Source organism: Actinomadura sp. K4S16 (assembly GCF_008327685.1).
Taxonomy (GTDB): domain Bacteria; phylum Actinomycetota; class Actinomycetes; order Streptosporangiales; family Streptosporangiaceae; genus Spirillospora.
In genome coordinates, this window is record NZ_BDDE01000010.1 from 860,299 (window position 1) to 876,843 (window position 16,545).

Genomic DNA, 16,545 nt, shown 5'->3' on the forward strand with positions numbered 1-16,545 from the left:
GGGCCGCACTGTGCTCCCCGCACAACCCGAACAACGTTCGATTGGACGCCCGCCACGTCTTGCCCGCGGCCCGTGGACGCAGGTCGGGGGCCCGTGCTGGGGTGCCGGTCACACGAGTCTTCTGGAGGGGCGCATGGCGAACGGGACCCTCGCGGTCCGTGGTCTGTCGGTGAGCTACGGGCGGGCGGTGCGGGCCCTGCGCGAGGTCTCGCTGGACGTCCCGGCGGGATCGGTCACGGCCGTCCTCGGCGCGAACGGGGCCGGCAAGACGACGCTGCTCCGCGCGATCTCGGGCACGCTGCCGTTCCACCGCGGCGCGGTGGACGCGGGTACGGTGCGGCTCGGCGGGCGGTCCCTGGTGGGGCTGCACCCGGCCACCGTCGTGGCGGCCGGGGTGGTGCAGGTGCCGGAGGGCCGCCGGGTGTTCGGCCGGCTCAGCGTCGAGGAGAACCTGCGGGCGGGCGCGCTCGGCGCGCCGAGCCGGACCGACGCCGCGAAGGCCCGCGCGCGGGTGCTCGCGCTGTTCCCGCTGCTGGCCGAGCGGGCGCGCCAGCGCGCCGGACTGCTGTCGGGCGGCGAGCAGCAGATGCTCGCGATCGGGCGGGCGCTCATGGCGTGCCCGGCCGTCCTGCTGCTGGACGAGCCGACGCTCGGGCTCGCGCCGCTGATGGCCGAGCGCATCGCCGAGACCGTCCGGGAGATCAACCTGCAGGGCACCGCGATCCTGCTGATCGAGCAGAACGCGGCGCTGGCGCTGGAGCTGTCGTCGTCCGCGCACGTGCTGGAGGTCGGCGCGGTGACGCTGCACGGCCCGTCGGCGGAGCTGGCGGCGAGCGACGAGGTCAGGCGCCGCTACCTCGGCGTGGGCGGCGAGGACGCCGCCGCGCCCGGCCGCGAGGACGGCCCCTCGCTGGAGCGGTGGTCCGCGGGATGAGCGGCGGCGGGGAAGACGCGGGCGAGCTGCGCGTCAGCGGGCTCACGGTGCGGTTCGCGGGGCTGACGGCGCTGGACGGGGTGGACTTCACCGTCGCGCCCGGCAGCATCCACGCGATCATCGGGCCGAACGGCGCGGGCAAGTCGACCTGCTTCAACGTCCTGTCCGGCGTCTACCGGGCGGGTGAGGGCAGCGTGCGGTTCGGCGGGGCGGAGCTGACCGCGCTGCCGCCGCACCGGATCGCGGCCCTCGGCGTCGCCCGGACGTTCCAGAACATCGCGCTGTCTCGGCACCTGTCCGTCGAGGACAACCTGATGCTCGGGCGGCACCGCCTCACCCGGGCCGGGTTCGCCTCGGCCGGCCTGCGGCTGCCCCGGGCGCGCCGGGAGGACGCGCGGCACCGTGCCCGCGTCCGCGACATCGCCCGGTTCGTCGGCGTCGGCGAGCACCTGGCGGCGCCCGTCGGGCTGCTGTCCTACGGCGTGCGCAAGCGGGTCGAGCTGGCCCGCGCGCTCGCGATGGAACCCCGGCTGCTGCTCCTGGACGAGCCGGTGGCCGGGATGAACGGCGCGGAGCGGCGGCGGATGTCCGAGGTCGTCTTCCGCGCCCGCGCCGACCTCGGCCTCTCGGTCCTGCTCGTCGAGCACGACATGGGGATGGTCATGCGGCTGGCCGACGAGGTCACCGTCCTGGACTTCGGCAGGCGCATCGCGGGCGGCGCGCCCGAGGCCGTGCAGCGCGACCCCGCGGTGGTCCGCGCCTACCTCGGCGCCGCGCACGAGCCCGCGGCCGCCCCCGACTCGGAGGGAAATCCTTGAGCACGTTCATCGAGCTGGTGGTCAACGGGGTGTCGGCGGGATCGGTGTACGCGCTGATCGCCCTCGGCTTCGTGATCATCTTCAAGGCCACCGAGGTGGTCAACTTCGCGCACGCGTCGCTGCTGCTGGCGGGCGGCTACGTGACCGCCGTGCTGCACGACGACATCGGCTTCCTGCCGGCGCTCGGCGCGGGCGTCGCCGCGGCGGCCGCGGCGGGGGCGCTGGTGGAGCTGCTGGTGCTGCGGCGCGCCCGGGTCGAGGACCACTCGGTGCTGGCGATCGTCACGATCGGCGTCGACATCGTGCTGACCACGGCGCTGACCCGGGAGATCGGCACGCAGGTCCTGTCGCCGGGCGACCCGTGGGGCGACCGGATCGTCCACGTCGCGGGCGTCGGCATCGCGCAGACGCGCATCGCCGCCTTCGTGACCGCGGCCGTCCTGATCGGCGCGTTCCTGCTGGCGTTCCGCTTCACGCCGTGGGGCGTGGCGATGCGGGCGGCGGCCGAGGACGGCGAGACGGCCGCGCTCATGGGCGTCCGGCTGACCCGCGTCTCGCTCGCCGCGTGGGCGATCGCAGGGGCGCTCGCGGCGGTGGCGGCGCTGTTCCTGACCGTCTTCCCCACCCCGGGCCTGGACCGCGCGACCTCGTTCGCCGCGATGAAGGCGTTCCCGGCCGCGATCCTCGGCGGCCTGGACTCCACGACGGGCGCGCTCGTCGGCGGCCTCGCCGTCGGCCTCACCGAGTCGCTGGTGACGGGGTACCAGGGCGACCTGGCGTTCCTCGGGCGCGGCATCGGCGACGTGGCGCCGTTCCTGGTGATGCTCGCGGTGCTGCTCGTCCGCCCCGCCGGGCTGTTCGGGACGAGGGAGCTGTCGCGTGTCTGACCTCCGGATCCGGTGCGCGGCGGCCGCCGCGTGCACCCTCGTCCTGCTCGCCCTGCCGTTCTACCTGGACGCGTTCTGGCTGCAGACGGGCCTGTTCGCGATGTCGGCGGCGATCGGCGCCATCGGCCTGAACCTGCTGACCGGCGCCACCGGGCAGCTGTCGATGGGGCACGCCTTCTTCCTGGCGGTCGGCGCCTACGGGTACGTCTACCTCGCGTCCGACTCCGGGCCGCGCCTCGCGGGCCTCGGGCTGCCGACGCCGCTGGCGTTCGCCGGGGCGATCGTGCTCGCGGGCGTCGCGGGCGGGCTGTTCAGCCCCATCGCCGGACGGCTGCGCGGCACCTACCTCGGCATCGCGTCCCTGGCGCTGATCTTCATCGGGCAGCACCTGCTGTTCAACGCCGAGAGCGTCACCGGCGGGTTCAACGGTCGGGACGTCCCGCCGCTGGAGATCGCCGGGTTCCGCTTCGACGACGCGCCCGAGCTGGTGGTGTTCGCCGTGCCGCTCGGCGCGCTGGAGCGGCTGTGGTTCCTCGCCGTCGCGCTGCTCGTCCCGGCCGTGTGGATCGCGCGCGGCATCCTGCGCGGCCGGCCGGGACGGGCCCTCAACACCATCCGCGACCACGAGACCGCGGCGGCGGTGATGGGCGTCCCGGTGGCGCGCTACCGGGCCGGGGTGTTCGTGCTGTCGTCGATGTACGCGGGCGCGGCCGGGGCGCTCCTCGCGCTGGCGTTCCGGCGGACCGTCCCCGACTACTTCGGCGTGTTCCTGTCCCTGGACTACCTCGCCATGATCGTCATCGGCGGGCTCGGCACCGCGGCCGGTGCCGTCGCGGGCGCGGTGTTCGTCTCCGTCCTGCCCCAGCTCCTCACCCGCTTCGGCGACGACCTGCCGCTCGTCGCCGCGCCGGGCTCGGGCGGCGTCTCCCCCGCCGAGGCCGCCCGGATCCTGTACGGCGCCGCCGTCGTCGCCGTCGTGCTGTTCCTTCCCGGCGGCCTGACCGGGGCGTGGACGCGGCTGCGCGCCGCCGCGTCCCGGCGCCGGGCCGCGCGTCCCCTCACCCGATTCGAGCAAGAGGAGCAACCCATATGAAGCGCATCCGAAGGCCCCGCGCGGTCCGGCTCGCCGCGGCCGTGCTGGCCGTGGCGCTGCCGCTGGGCATGGCGGCGGGCTGCAGCGGCAAGGCGTCCGGCGGATCCGGCGGTACCGGCAAGGACGGCGTCAAGACCGGGCCGGGCGTCACCGACGACACGATCCGCGTCGGCGTCGAGACCGACCTGACCGGCGTGTACGCGCCGCTCGGCAAGAGCCTCACGCAGGCGCAGCAGCTGTACTTCGAGCAGCTGAACGCCCAGGGCGGCGTCTGCGGCCGCAAGATCGAGCTGGTCGTCCGCGACCACGGTTACGACGTGCAGAAGGCCGTCGCCGGGTACAGCGAGATGCAGTCGAGCGTCATCGGCATCGCCCAGTTCGTCGGCTCGCCGATGGTGACGGCGCTCAAGCGGCGCATCACGGCGGACAAGATGTTCGTCATCCCGAACGCCTGGTCGACCACGCTGCTCGGGAGCAGGTACATCCAGGTGACCGGCACCACCTACGACATCGACATGATCAACGCGCTGGACTTCCTCACCCGGGAGAAGGGCCTCGCGAAGGGCGACAAGGTCGGGCACGTGTACTTCGAGGGCGACTACGGCGAGAGCGCGCTCGCCGGCGCGAAGTACGCGGCGGGCGAGCTCGGCCTGACGCTCGTCGAGCAGAAGATCAAGGCGACCGACAACGACATGTCGGCCCAGGTCGCGGCGCTGAAGAGCGCGGGCGTCAAGGCGATCCTGATGAGCGCCGGACCGAAGCAGTCGGCGTCGCTGGCGGGCCTCGCCCGCGCCAAGGGCATGGCGGCGCCGATCGTGGCGAGCAACTCCGGGTTCTCCCCGCAGCTCCTGCAGACCGCGGCGGCGCCCGCGCTGCTCAAGGACTTCTACCTGGCCAGCGCCGGCGCGCCCATCTCCGCCGACCTCGCGCCGATCAAGAAGCTGGCGGACGACTACGGCAGGAAGTACCCGGGGCAGCCGCGCGACAGCGCCGTCGTCAACGGCTACACGGGCGCGGTCATCTTCACGGACGCGCTGAAGAAGGCGTGCGCCGCCAAGGACCTCACCCGCGAGGGCCTGGTCACCGCGCACCGCTCCACCACCGCCCACGACGGCGGCTACGGCACGCCGATGGACTTCTCGAAGGTGGACGAGCCGGGCACCCGCAAGACCTACATCCTGCGGACGGACGCCAAGGCCCTCGGCGGCCTGGTCGTCGAGCGGCAGCCCATGGAGTCGGAGGCCGCCGAGACCTACAAGGTCCCCGCCGGCTCCTGAGGCCCCGGCCCGGTCAGCCTTCGGAGACGAGCCGCGCCGCGACCCGGTCGAGGACCTCCAGGTCCTCGGCCGGGAGGTCGTAGAGCGACGGCGGCGGGGTGTCCAGGATCCGCTCGGCCTCCGCCGCCGCGGCCCGCCCCGCCGCCGTCGCGGTCACGATCTTGGAGCGGCGGTCGGCGGGGTTCTCGGTCCGCTCGACGAGGCCCCGCCCGACCAGGTCGTCCACCACCAGGGTGACGTAGGGGGGATCGGTGAGCAGCAGCTCGGCGAGGCCGCGCAGGGTCAGCGGCGCGGTCGCGGCGGCGATGTACCGCAGCGCCTTGACCCTGAAGAAGCTCATGCCGAGGGCCTCGGTCGCCTCGCGGCGCCGGTCGCCGCGCTCGTGCAGCAGGACCCGCAGGTTGTGCCAGGCTCGCGCGGCGGTGTCGGCGTGCTGGACGGCGGGATCGGTCATCGCGCACTCGCTCCCGTCACATCGCGTGCGTCCGGCGCCGGCTCGTCGGCGCCGAACAGGTCGGCGGTGCGCGCGGCGCTGCGGGCGGCCCGCCGGCCGGTGGTGGCCGTGCCCAGCGCCAGGACGGCGGCGGCGCATCCGGCGAGGACCCAGTATGCCGGACGGGCGGCGGAGACGAAGGCCGGCGCGGCGGCGTGCGCGGCGGCGGTCGTCCCGGCCGCGAGCACGGCACCGATGACCGCGACGCCGAGCGCCTGCCCGATCTGCCGGCTGGTGGAGGCGACGGCCGCGGCGACGCCCGCCTGGGCGCGCGGCATCCCCGACACGGCGGTGTTCGTGATCGGCGAGTTCACCATGCCGAACCCGATCCCGAACAGCACGTACGCGGTGAACAGCGTGGCGTTGCGCGTCTCGGCGTCGAACGCGGCGAACAGCAGCGTACTGGCGAGCATCGCCGCCCCCGCGATCTGGAGCGGGAGCCGCGGGCCGCGGCTGCCCACGAGCCGTCCCGACAGCGGGGCGGACAGCGCGGTCATCGCCGCCATCGGCAGCAGGAACAGGCCCGCGTGCAGCGCCGACAGCCCGCGCACGTTCTGCAGGTAGAGGGTGTTGAGGAAGAGGAACCCGCCGAGCGCCGCGAAGCTGCTCACCGCGATGACGGTCGCGCCGGAGAACGGGACGCTGCGGAAGAAGCGCAGGTCGATCAGCGGCTCTGGGGCGCGCAGGGCGTGCACGACGAACCCGGCCAGGGACGCGGCTGCCACGAGCGCGGCGCCGTAGACGGCCGGGTCGGCCAGGCCGCGGCCGGGCGCCTCGATGATCGCGTAGGTCAGGGTCCCGAGCAGCAGGATCATGAACGCCTGGCCGAGCGGATCGGGCCGGCGCGGGCGCGGGGCGCGCGACTCGGGGACGAACAGCGCGGTCAGCACGAGCGCCGCCAGCCCGATCGGCACGTTCAGCCAGAAGATCGACCGCCAGCCGACCGAGTCGACCAGGACCCCGCCGACGAGCGGCCCCATCGCCATGCTGAGCCCGACGACCCCGCCCCAGACGCCGATGGCGCGGGCCCGCTCGCGCGGCCCGGTGAACACGTTCGTGATGATCGACATCGCGACCGGGTTGAGCATGGATCCGCCGACCGCCTGCACGACGCGGGCCGCGACGAGCAGGCCGAGGGACGGCGCGAGGCTGCACAGCACCGACCCGACGGAGAACAGGGCGAGCCCCGTCTGGAACACGCGGCGCCGCCCGAGCCGGTCGGCGGTCGAGCCGGACAGGATCAGCAGGGACGCCAGGACGATCAGGTACGCGTCGATCGTCCACTGGAGCCCCGACAGGGAGCTGCCGAAGTCGCGCTGCAGGGACGGGAGCGCGACGTTGAGGATGGTGTTGTCCAGGCTGACGATGAGCAGGCTCAGGCAGCAGATGGCCAGGACCGCCAGCCTGCGCCGGGGGCTGAGTTCGGGCACGCCGCCTCCAATCGTTATAGCCCTACAACCATTATTAGGCTACAACGATTCCGGCCGCCGCCCGTCCGGCGGGGGGCGCCTCAGTTCGGCGCGGCGACGCGGGTGCGGGCGGCCGGGACGACCAGCGGGGTCCCGGTCTCCGGGCAGTCGATCACCCGGCACGGCAGCCGGAAGACCTGTTCCACCAGCTCGGCGGTGACGACGGACGACGGGTCGCCCTCGGCCGCGATCCGGCCGTCCCGCATCGCGATCATGTGCGTGGCGTAGCGGGCGGCGTGGTTGAGGTCGTGCAGGACGGCGACGACCGTCCGGCCCTCCTCGTGCAGCCGCGCGCACAGGTCGAGGACCTCGATCTGGTGCGCGATGTCCAGGTAGGTCGTCGGCTCGTCCAGCAGCAGCAGCGGCGTCTGCTGGGCGAGGACCATGGCGATCCAGACGCGCTGGCGCTGCCCGCCCGACAGCTCGTCCACGTGCCGGTCGGCGAGGTCTCCGACGCCGGTCGCGGCCATCGACTCGGCGACGACCCGCTCGTCCTCCCTCGACCACTGCCGCAGCAGGCTCTGGTGCGGATACCGGCCGCGCGAGACGAGGTCGGCGACCATGATGCCCTCCGGCGCGATGGACGACTGCGGCAGCAGCCCGAGTGTCCGCGCCAGCTTCTTGGCGGGCCAGTCGGCGATGGGGCGGCCGTCCAGCACCACGGTCCCGGCCGCGGGCTTGAGGATCCGCGCGAGTGCCCGCAGAAGCGTCGACTTCCCGCACGCGTTCGGGCCCACGATCACCGTGAACGAGCCCTCCGGGACCGCCACGTCGAGGTCCTCGGCGATGGTGCGCTTGTCGTAGGCCAGGGTGAGCCCGGCGCCGGCGAGCCGCGCGGTCGCGTCCTTCATCACATCCGTCCCGTCCTGCGTTGGGTCATGAGGAGCCAGACCAGGTACCCGCCGCCGAGCAGCCCGGTCACCACGCCGACCGGGAGCTGGCGGCCGGGGAATCCGCGCTGCGCCGCGAAGTCGGCGGCCACGAGCAGCGCGGCGCCCATGCACGCGGCCGGGAGCAGGTTCGGCCCGGCCGTGCGGGTGAGGCGGCGGGCGAGCTGCGGCGCGGTCAGCGCGACGAACGAGACCGGCCCGGCCGCCGCGGCGGCGAGCGCGGTCAGCAGTACCGCCGCGGCCAGGAGCAGCACCCGGACCCGGTCGATCGGGACGCCGAGGCCATGCGCCGCGTCGTCGCCCATCTCCAGCATTCGCAGCGCCCGCCCGCACCCGGCGAGCACGAGCGGGCCGAGCACCGCGAGCGCCGCGATGACGGGCGCGGCGTCCGCCCAGTCGCGGCCGTCCAGGCTGCCGGTCAGCCACAGCACCGCGCGGGCCGCGTCGGTGATCTGCGCCTGGGTGATCAGGTAGCCGTTGACGCCGGTCAGGATCGCGGCGACGCCGATGCCGACCAGGATGAGCCGCTGCCCGTGCGCGCCGCGCCGCCCGGCCACCAAGTAGACGACCAGGCCGGTGAGCAGGCCGCCGGCGGCCGCGCCCGCAGCGACCGCGATGCTGCCGGCGCCGGTCAGCACGATCACGGCGAGGACGCCGGTCGCGGCGCCCTGGCTGAACCCGAGGATGTCGGGGCTGCCGAGCGGGTTGCGGACCAGCGACTGGAAGACCGCCCCGGCGAGCCCGAGCGCCGCGCCAACCGCCAGCCCGGCCGCCACGCGCGGCAGCCGGATCCGGTTCACGATGAGCGAGTCGGCGGGCGACCCCCGCCCGGCGAGCGTCCGCACGACGTCGGCGGGGCTCATCGGGAAGTCGCCGCTGCCGATGAGCAGCACGCCCGTCCCCAGTGCCACGGCGAGGCAGGCCCCGGCGACGACGAGGGCACGCGGCCGGAACCGGAACGACACCCCCGATGTCCGGACAACGACGGAACGGGTCGCCCCGCTGCGAGCTCCTTGTGGGGGGACGACCCCCCACACCCCCCGGTTCGCTCCGCTCTGCGTTTCCTGTGGGGGGACGACCCCCCACGCCCCCCGGTTCGCTCCGCTCATGAGAGGGACCTCCTGGGCCGCCGCACGAAGTACAGGAAGACCGGCCCGCCCGCGACGACCATCACGACCCCGACCTGGAGCTCCGAGGGGCGCACGACCACGCGGCCGAGGACGTCCGCCGCGAGCATCAGGGCGGGCGCGAGGACCGCGCAGTACGGGATCAGCCGGCGCAGGTCGGGGCCGGTCAGCGCGCGGACCAGGTGCGGCACCATCAGCCCGACGAAGACGATCGGCCCGCACGCCGCCGTCGCCGCGCCGCACAGCAGCGTGACGGTGACGATCGCGGCGATCCGGACGCGGACGGGGTCCGCGCCGAGCGCGCGGGCGGCGTCCTCGCCCATCGCCATCGCGTTCAGCGGGCGGGCGAGCAGCAGGGCCGCCGCCAAGCCGACCAGGACGAACGGCGCGACGCGGACGACGGTGTAGCCCTGCGCGGCGGCGAGCGACCCGACCGTCCAGAAGCGCATCCGGTCGAGGGACGCCGTGTCGAGCAGCTGCACCGCGTTCACGTAGGAGTAGAGCGCGGCGTTCAGCGCCGACCCGGCGAGGGCGAGCCGGGCCGGGGTGGCGGCGCGCCCGCCGCCGACCGCGTAGAGCAGGACCGCGACGGCGCCCGCGCCGGCGAACGCGAACCACACGAACCCGGTGAACGAGGTGACGCCGAGGAAGGAGATGGCCGACACGACCGCGGCGGCGGCGCCCGCGTTGATGCCGAGGATGCCGGGGTCGGCGAGCGGGTTGCGGGTGAGCGACTGCATGACCGCGCCGGCGAGGCCGAGCGCCGTCCCCGCGAGCAGCCCGAGCAGGGTGCGCGGCAGGCGCATCTCGCGGACGAGCGCGTACGCGGGCGAATCGGCTTGCAGCAGCCCGTCCCAGACCTGGCCGGGCGGCAGCGGCTTCGCGCCGACCCCGAGGCTCAGCACGACGGCGGCGAGCAGGAGCAGCAGCGCGCCGGCGAGCCCGGCGGCCCACCGCGCGCCCGGCGGCGGGGCGGGCGCCGGCCGCGGGGCGGGCGCGGGCGGCGCGACCGGCGGCGACTTCGTCGACGACACGTGACGGGCTCCGGGGGAGGGCCGGGGACCACCGTGACGGCCCCCACTCTGGACAAGATCTTAGGTTAGGTTAACCTAAGTCGCCATCGGCCGACCATCCGGCCGTGCACCTTGATTTGGGAGAACGTCGGAAATGTCGAACATCGGGGCACAGAGCCTCACCCGCCGCGGCCTGCTCGGCGCGGGCGGCGCCCTCGCCCTCGGGGCCCTCATCAGCGCGTGCGGAGGCGGTGACGACGCGAGCGGAACGGCCTCGCCGGGCGGCGGCGCCTGGGCGTTCACCGACGACCGCGGCACGCGGATCCGGCTGAAGGCGCGCCCGCAGCGGGTCGTGGCGTACGTCGGCGCCGCCGCCGCCCTCTACGACTTCGGCGTGGACCGGCAGCTCGTCGGCGTGTACGGCCCGACGAAGCTCGCGGACGGCAAGCCCGACCCGCAGGCCGGGAACCTGCCCGTCGACCGGCTGGAGGTCATCGGCAACGCCTACGGCGAGTTCAACATCGAGAAGTACGCCGCGCTGCGCCCCGACCTGCTCGTCGACAACATGTTCGTGCCGGGCGAGCTCTTCTACGTCCCGGCCGAGAGCAAGGAGAAGATCTTCGCGCTGGCGGCCTCCGCCGGCATCTCCACGGGCGCCGTCGCGCTGCCGAAGCCGATCGAGCGGACCGCCGCGCTCGCCGCGGCGCTCGGCGCCGACCTGAAGTCGGCGAAGGTCACCGCCGCCAAGGCGCGGTTCGACAAGGCGGCCGAGTCCCTGCGCGCCGCAGCCGAGGCCAAGCCGGGGCTGAAGGTGCTGGCGGCCTCCGCGAGCCCCGACCTGTTCTACGCCTCCAGCCCGGCCAAGAACACCGACCTCATCTACTTCAAGGAACTCGGCGTCGACCTGATCGTCCCGGAGAAGCCGGGCAAGGACGGCTACTTCGAGGAGCTGAGCTGGGAGAACGCCGACAAGTACAAGGCCGACGTCATCTTGCTCGACTCCCGCACGCAGGCGCTCCAGCCGAAGGACCTCGGCTCCAAGCCGTCCTGGAAGGACCTGCCCGCGGTGAAGGCGGGCCAGGTCATCGCCTGGCAGGCCGAGCCCCGCTTCTCCTACGAGGGCTGCGCGCCGGTCGTCGAGGCGCTCGCCGCGTCCATCCGGTCGGCGAAGAAGACGGGCTGAGAGGCGGACGATGCCGAGGACACCGGCGCACCCGTACGCCTTCTTCGACCTGCACGTCCTGCGGGCCGAGCGGCTCGGCCCGTCCATGGTGCGCGTCACCTTCGGCGGGGAGGCCGTGGACGGCTTCGTCAGCGGAGGGCGCGACCAGCGGTTCAAGCTGTTCCTGCCGCACCCGCACCAGAACGCCCCCGTGATGCCGCGCGGGAGCGGCGCCGACACGTGGTTCGCCGACTGGCGGGCGCTGGACCCGGCCGTGCGCGGCATCATGCGGTCCTACACCGTCCGCGGCAAGCGCCCCGGCGAGCTGGACGTCGACTTCGCGCTGCACATGGACGGCGCGTCCGGCCCGGCGGCCCGCTGGGCGGCGGCGGCGAGCGCGGGCGACCGCGTCACCGTCCTCGGCCCGACGGGTCCCGACAACGGCGGCTGCGACTTCCGGCCGCCGCCCGGCGCCCCGGTGGTGATGGCGGGCGACCTCACCGCGCTGCCCGCCATCGCCGGGAACCTCGCCTGGCTGCCCGCCGGGACGTCCGCGCGGGTCTGGATCGACGTCCCGCATCCCGGCGACCGGCAGGACCTGCCGACCGCGGCCGACGCGCAGGTCACCTGGGTCTCCCCCGGCGGGCTGCTGGACGCCGTGCGCGCGGCGGAGGTCCCGGACGGCGCCTACGCGTGGATCGCGGGCGAGTCCGCCGTGGTCAAGGCGCTGCGGCGGCACCTGGTGGCCGAGCGCGGGCTGGACCGCCGCGCCGTCGTCTTCACCGGCTACTGGCGGCGCGGCTCCACCGAGGAGGACCTGCTCGCCGAGGTCGTCGCCGGCGGCAGCCCCGCCACCGAGGAGTGACACCCCGCCTCCGGGCGGAGCACCATCTCTGGAGGCGGGCGGCGGACCGGCATGCCCCGGGGGAACGGTCGGGTCAGCCCAGGTCCAGGGCGCCGCTCTTCACTCGCCGCGCGAACGCGAGCCACTCGGCGGAGGCGAAGACGAGCTTCGGTCCGTCGGGGTCCTTGGAGTCCCGCACGCCGACGTTCGCGGCAAGTCCCGCCACTTCCACGCAGGCGCCACCGGTGTCACCGCTACGACTGCTCTTCCGCCACTGGATCTTCGACACGCTACGGATGCTCACAAGTCCTCCAGGATCGCGTGAAGGAGCTTCAGGGACTCGTCCGTGGGCAGCGCCACTCCCCTGATCAGATCGAAACGTAGCGCATACGCCCGAACCGTACCTCTTCTCTCGATCAACTGGCCGCCCACGTGCCCCTCCACGTAGGCGAGATCCGGCTCCTCACCAAAGCCGAGGATCATGAACGCCCCCATGACCCCGGGGTAGGACCCCTTGGCACCCGGGACGATCTGCAGCGTGATGTTCATCCGATCGGCCAGATCGATCAGGTGCTGCACCTGACCGCGCATGACCTCCGGTCCTCCGACCGGCCTCCTGAGCGCGTACTCGTCGAATACCACGACCACATGGCAGGGGTCTTCACCTTCGAGGATCGCCTGGCGAGACAGCCGCGTCGCCACCAGTTCCTCCGCCTCCTCCGGGCTCCGTCCGGCCTTCAGTTGCTCGTGCGCATACTCCCGCGTCTGGAAGAGACCGGTCACGGCCATGGCCTCAAAGGTGTGAATCACCCGCGCCACCGCTTCGCGCTGGAGGAACTCCGCGAAGCCGGGCGGGAGGATCTGCAGGTGGCCGAGCCGCTGGATCCACTCCCATAAGCGAAGAAATGCCCCTTTCGTCTCGAAGAACGTGTCGCAGTCCTTCGCGAAATCCTCGGAGGGCGCATTGTCTCCGCGCTCTATCTGGCCGACCCATTGAGGCGAGTAGCCGAGTCTCGCACCGAGTTGCGGGCGCCCGAGACCTGCCGCTTCGCGACAGGCGCGTAGTTCAGCACCGAAGTACTCGATGGGAGTTTTCGGGACTTCGAGATCACGAGGACGACGGGGCATCGTTGACTCCACAGGCCGGAGGGCAGCACCGGTTTCGACTGCGCCAGGGGGACTTTTCCAGGCATTCATCTCGCTCTCCCGATTTTAAATCGAATACCAGAAGCCGTGGAGCGATTAATCAAAGAAGCCGGCCATGGTGGATCCAATGTGGCGAGGCGGCCCCGCAAGCCGGTCACCCGGCCACCGCACGCCGCCGTTCGACGCGCTACGACCGGCCTCGGCGACCGGGCCGCCTCCGCCCCGTTCGCGCGGGCGTCACCGGCCTTGACGATCACCTGACAGCGAGTCGCGGCATCGGTGATGATGGTTGATCTCAACGACGAGAATTCGAGGAGACCGCCTTGGCGGAGCAGAGGGCACTCACTCACCCGATTCCCGACCTGCTCCAGGCGACCCGCGCCGAGATCACCGCCCTGCTGCACGACGACCGGGCGGGTGCGCCGAAGATCACGCTGCGTGCCGGGCGCCTTGTGGCGCAGGCGGGCGATGAGCACGAGCACGTCTTCGAATGCAGGCGGTGGAACAAGGCCCTGGTGGGCAAGGACCTGCTCATCCGCGCGGCGCGCTCCAAGGCGCCCTGGGAGCGGGCCGTCGCGACCCGGTCGCCGGACGGAAAGGTCCGCGTCGTCACCGCCGCCGATCTCGGCCAGCGCCCCGAGGGCGCGACCCTCACGGAGGACGAGACGTCCGGCTGGGAGGTCCTGGCCGACAGGCTCGCGCAGGCCGGCGACTCCGACTCGCCACTGAAGCTCCCTGTCGCGTCCTGGGTCTTCGGTCTGGGCCGCCCTCGCATCGACCGCTGCTCCACCCCGGCGCGGTTCATTCGCGGATACGCGGAGCGCCGGTTCAACGCGCGCCAGCGCGCCGCCGTCGAGCAGGCACTGGGCAGTCAGATCACCTTCGTGTGGGGGCCGCCCGGCACCGGCAAGACCGAGGTCGTCTCCGCCATCGTCGAGGGCTGCTACCGGCAGGGGCACCGCGTCCTGTTCGTCGCCCCGACCAAGGTCGCGGTCGACCAGGCGCTCGAACGCGTCTGCGCGCTGCTGGCCTGTGAGGACGGGTTCGACGGCGGGCTCGTCCAGCGGGCGGGGGATATCGCCGTCGCCTCGCTGACGGAGAAGTACGGCGACCAGATCGTCCCCGAACGCGTGGCCGAGCGCCTGGGCGGCGAGCTGGACTCCCGGATCGCGGAGGAGTCGGAGCGCCTCGACGGGATGCGGGGCCACCTCGCCGTCCACGAGGAGTACGCGGCCCTGCTCGGGCACCGCGACCGGCTGGCCCGCGAGATGGAGGGCATCATCCGGGCGCTGTCCGAGATCGAGCACGACCGGTCGGCCGCGCTCCAGGCGATCGAGGTCCTCCGGCGTCAGATCACCGACCTCGGCCGGCCGTCCGGGCTGTTCGCCCAGCGAAAGGCCGCGAAGCTGGCGGAGCTGCAGGCGGGCCTCGCCGTCCAGGAGGGGAAGGCGTGGCAGATCGACCAGCACAGGCAGGCGGCCATACGCGACCACGAGATCCGCGCCGCCGAGTTCGCTGCTGCGAGGAGCGGGGCCGAGGAACTCGGTCTCCGGGTGCGCGACGTGCCTGCGGAGTCCTGGCTCCGCACCGAGGTCCCCCGATCGGCCGACCGGCTCAAAGAACTGCGGCGGCAGCGGCAGCAGATCGCCGAGGCGGTGCGCGGCCGCTGCCGCGTGATGGGCACGACCGTCTCGAAAGCGGTACAGACGCGCACGCTGATGGACGGCATCGACGTCGTCGTGATCGACGAAGCGGGGATGGTGAACCTGCCGTCGGCGTGGTTCGTGGCCGGCCTCGCGGGGAAGCGCGTCGTCCTGGCGGGCGACTTCCGCCAGTTGCCCGCCATCACCCACGGCTCCTCCAGCCGGAAGGCGTCCCCGGACGCCAGGAAGCACTCTCGCGAGTGGATGGACCGCGACGCGTTCCACGCCGCCGGCCTCGTGGACGAGAGCGGCAGGGCCCGCCCGGACGCAAGGATGGTGTGCCTCAACGAGCAGTACCGCATGCGGCACGCCATCTGCGCCATCGTCAACGAAGTCGCTTACCGGGACTCTCCGCTGGCGACGGGCCGGTCCGAGCGCAGCCGTCTGCCGTCCTCGCTTGTCGAGGAACCGCTCGTGCTCGTCGACACGTCCAGCCGGCGGGTCGCGAACACCGTCGGCAGGGAGGCGCACAAATCCAACCCGGTACACGAAGCGGTCATTCATGAGCTGATTCGCGGCCTGCAGTACGACGGAGTACTGCCCGCACGCAAGCATCCCGTCCCCCCGGAGCGGCGCGGGCCGACGGACTCGCTCGGCATCATCACCCCGTACCGAAACCAGGTGAACGCTCTCGGCACGAGCCTCAGAGAACGCTTCGGCGTGGAATACGACGGCCTGGTCGACACGGTCCACCGGTTTCAAGGAAGCCAGCGGCCCATGGTCATCATCGACACGGTCGCCGGCGCGGGCAGCAGGCTGGGTTTCTTCTACGAGGACGTCGGCCTGGCGTCGACGACGACGAGACTCCTCAACGTCGCGCTCAGCCGGGCGCAGGACCACCTGGTCGTCGTGGCCGACGTCGAGTTCCTGCGCCGGGAGTTGCCGCCGCACGGCGAGGCGGCACGGATGCTCCGCCACCTCGCAACCCACGCGCAGCGGCTACCGGTCGAAGACCTGGTGCCCGTTCGAGCGGCCTCCGACCTGGGAGGACTCGACGAGAAGGAACTGGCCCGCCCGGCCTTCTTCCCCGCCGACGAAGTCGCACGCGCCGTGGCCTGGGACATCGCCAGGGCCGAGACCGGCATCGACGTCTACTGCGCCTTCCTCAACGACAGCGCGGTCCGGAAATGGCGGCGCCTCCTTGCCCGCCGCATCTCGGAAGGCGTCCGAGTCACCGTGCACACCCGCCCGCCCGAGCCCGGTTCGCCCCAGGCCAGGCTCATCGACCTGCTGCGCGGCGAGGGCTGCCAGGTGACGCAGCGGGAGCGCATGCACGAGAAGATTCTCATCCTCGACGACACCGTTCTCTGGCATGGATCGTTGAACCTGCTCGCCCACAGCGGCTCGACCGACCTCATGATGCGCATGACCGACCGGGGAGCATGCGAACGCGTCCGGCGGATCATCGACGCTGCCCGGATGGACCGCCCCGCACGCACCCCGCGCCCACGAGGCGAAGGGCAGGCTCCTCGCGCCGATCGGAGTCCGTCCGAGGGGGACCGCCCGGGCGCGGGCGACGTCGTCCACGGTCGGCTGTACGTATCCGTCCCGTTCGATGAGAAGGACGAGTTCAAGAGCCTCGTCAAGGCGGGCGGCAACCCCTACGCCCTGAGATGGCACAACGAGCTGAAGCTCTGGAGCATGGGAGAAGGCGTCCCGCGAGACCTCGTGTCCCGCTGGCTCCCGTGA

Annotated in this window: 15 protein-coding genes; 8 read left to right on the plus strand and 7 right to left on the minus strand. The window is 73.1% G+C overall.

Annotated features, from left to right (window positions below; genetic code table 11):
• Positions 1-133: 133 nt before the first annotated feature.
• The 5 genes from K4S16_RS04775 to K4S16_RS04795 are packed head-to-tail and all read left to right on the plus strand — an operon-like array spanning position 134 to position 5,009.
• A complete protein-coding gene (locus K4S16_RS04775) occupies positions 134-934 on the plus strand; it encodes an ABC transporter ATP-binding protein (protein ID WP_149257518.1) in 801 nt (266 codons plus the stop codon).
• Entirely contained in the window at positions 931-1,752 is an 822-nt protein-coding gene (locus K4S16_RS04780) for an ABC transporter ATP-binding protein (RefSeq protein WP_149257519.1), read from the plus strand. Before K4S16_RS04775 ends, K4S16_RS04780 begins: the two co-directional genes overlap by 4 nt.
• A complete protein-coding gene (locus tag K4S16_RS04785; protein ID WP_149257520.1) occupies positions 1,749-2,639 on the plus strand; it encodes a branched-chain amino acid ABC transporter permease in 891 nt (296 codons plus the stop codon). Before K4S16_RS04780 ends, K4S16_RS04785 begins: the two co-directional genes overlap by 4 nt.
• Positions 2,632-3,732 carry a branched-chain amino acid ABC transporter permease gene (locus K4S16_RS04790; protein ID WP_235036572.1) on the plus strand — a complete coding sequence of 367 codons (1,101 nt, stop codon included), beginning with the start codon at positions 2,632-2,634 and terminating at the stop codon, positions 3,730-3,732. The genes K4S16_RS04785 and K4S16_RS04790 overlap by 8 nt, the downstream gene beginning before the upstream one ends.
• Positions 3,729-5,009: an ABC transporter substrate-binding protein gene (locus K4S16_RS04795; RefSeq protein WP_149257521.1), complete on the plus strand. Its 1,281-nt coding sequence runs from the start codon at positions 3,729-3,731 to the stop codon at positions 5,007-5,009. The genes K4S16_RS04790 and K4S16_RS04795 overlap by 4 nt, the downstream gene beginning before the upstream one ends.
• A gap of 13 nt (positions 5,010-5,022) precedes the next feature.
• On the opposite strand, the gene K4S16_RS04800 is transcribed toward K4S16_RS04795, so the two are convergent.
• From K4S16_RS04800 to K4S16_RS04820, 5 genes are all read right to left on the minus strand, one after another.
• Entirely contained in the window at positions 5,023-5,463 is a 441-nt protein-coding gene (locus tag K4S16_RS04800) for a MarR family winged helix-turn-helix transcriptional regulator (RefSeq protein WP_149257522.1), read from the minus strand.
• Positions 5,460-6,932, minus strand: coding sequence for an MFS transporter (locus tag K4S16_RS04805; protein WP_149257523.1), 1,473 nt, complete (start codon positions 6,930-6,932; stop codon positions 5,460-5,462). The genes K4S16_RS04800 and K4S16_RS04805 overlap by 4 nt, the downstream gene beginning before the upstream one ends.
• Before the next feature lie 80 nt (positions 6,933-7,012).
• Positions 7,013-7,822 carry an ABC transporter ATP-binding protein gene (locus K4S16_RS04810; protein WP_149257524.1) on the minus strand — a complete coding sequence of 270 codons (810 nt, stop codon included), beginning with the start codon at positions 7,820-7,822 and terminating at the stop codon, positions 7,013-7,015.
• Entirely contained in the window at positions 7,822-8,826 is a 1,005-nt protein-coding gene (locus K4S16_RS04815) for an iron chelate uptake ABC transporter family permease subunit (RefSeq protein WP_235036573.1), read from the minus strand. The genes K4S16_RS04810 and K4S16_RS04815 overlap by 1 nt, the downstream gene beginning before the upstream one ends.
• Positions 8,827-8,966: 140 nt before the next feature.
• Positions 8,967-10,022 (minus strand): iron ABC transporter permease, encoded by a 1,056-nt coding sequence (locus K4S16_RS04820; RefSeq protein ID WP_149257526.1) that lies wholly within the window; start codon positions 10,020-10,022, stop codon positions 8,967-8,969.
• A 133-nt stretch (positions 10,023-10,155) separates the two neighbouring features.
• On the opposite strand from K4S16_RS04820, the gene K4S16_RS04825 reads away from it, so the two are divergent.
• Entirely contained in the window at positions 10,156-11,184 is a 1,029-nt protein-coding gene (locus K4S16_RS04825; RefSeq protein WP_149257527.1) for an ABC transporter substrate-binding protein, read from the plus strand.
• A 10-nt stretch (positions 11,185-11,194) separates the two neighbouring features.
• Positions 11,195-12,028, plus strand: coding sequence for a siderophore-interacting protein (locus tag K4S16_RS04830; RefSeq protein WP_149257528.1), 834 nt, complete (start codon positions 11,195-11,197; stop codon positions 12,026-12,028).
• Between the two features lie 73 nt (positions 12,029-12,101).
• Here the strand turns inward: K4S16_RS04830 and K4S16_RS04835 are convergent, their stop codons facing one another.
• Positions 12,102-12,311, minus strand: a complete 210-nt coding sequence (locus tag K4S16_RS04835; protein ID WP_149257529.1) for a DUF397 domain-containing protein — start codon at positions 12,309-12,311, stop codon at positions 12,102-12,104.
• Positions 12,308-13,135: a helix-turn-helix transcriptional regulator gene (locus K4S16_RS04840; protein ID WP_149257530.1), complete on the minus strand. Its 828-nt coding sequence runs from the start codon at positions 13,133-13,135 to the stop codon at positions 12,308-12,310. Before K4S16_RS04840 ends, K4S16_RS04835 begins: the two co-directional genes overlap by 4 nt.
• 341 nt (positions 13,136-13,476) lie before the next feature.
• Between K4S16_RS04840 and K4S16_RS04845 the strand changes: the two genes are divergently transcribed.
• Positions 13,477-16,545, plus strand: a complete 3,069-nt coding sequence (locus tag K4S16_RS04845) for an AAA domain-containing protein (RefSeq protein WP_149257531.1) — start codon at positions 13,477-13,479, stop codon at positions 16,543-16,545.

Excerpts from the sequence above, each read along its gene's own strand:
- K4S16_RS04780 (WP_149257519.1), top strand. The coding sequence starts at position 931 with ATGAGCGGCGGCGGGGAAGACGCGGGCGAGCTGCGCGTCAGCGGGCTC.
- K4S16_RS04800 (WP_149257522.1), bottom strand. The coding sequence starts at position 5,463 with ATGACCGATCCCGCCGTCCAGCACGCCGACACCGCCGCGCGAGCCTGG.
- K4S16_RS04795 (WP_149257521.1), top strand. The coding sequence starts at position 3,729 with ATGAAGCGCATCCGAAGGCCCCGCGCGGTCCGGCTCGCCGCGGCCGTG.
- K4S16_RS04825 (WP_149257527.1), top strand. The coding sequence starts at position 10,156 with ATGTCGAACATCGGGGCACAGAGCCTCACCCGCCGCGGCCTGCTCGGC.
- K4S16_RS04775 (WP_149257518.1), top strand. The coding sequence starts at position 134 with ATGGCGAACGGGACCCTCGCGGTCCGTGGTCTGTCGGTGAGCTACGGG.
- K4S16_RS04830 (WP_149257528.1), top strand. The coding sequence starts at position 11,195 with ATGCCGAGGACACCGGCGCACCCGTACGCCTTCTTCGACCTGCACGTC.
- K4S16_RS04810 (WP_149257524.1), bottom strand. The coding sequence starts at position 7,822 with ATGAAGGACGCGACCGCGCGGCTCGCCGGCGCCGGGCTCACCCTGGCC.
- K4S16_RS04840 (WP_149257530.1), bottom strand. The coding sequence starts at position 13,135 with ATGCCCCGTCGTCCTCGTGATCTCGAAGTCCCGAAAACTCCCATCGAG.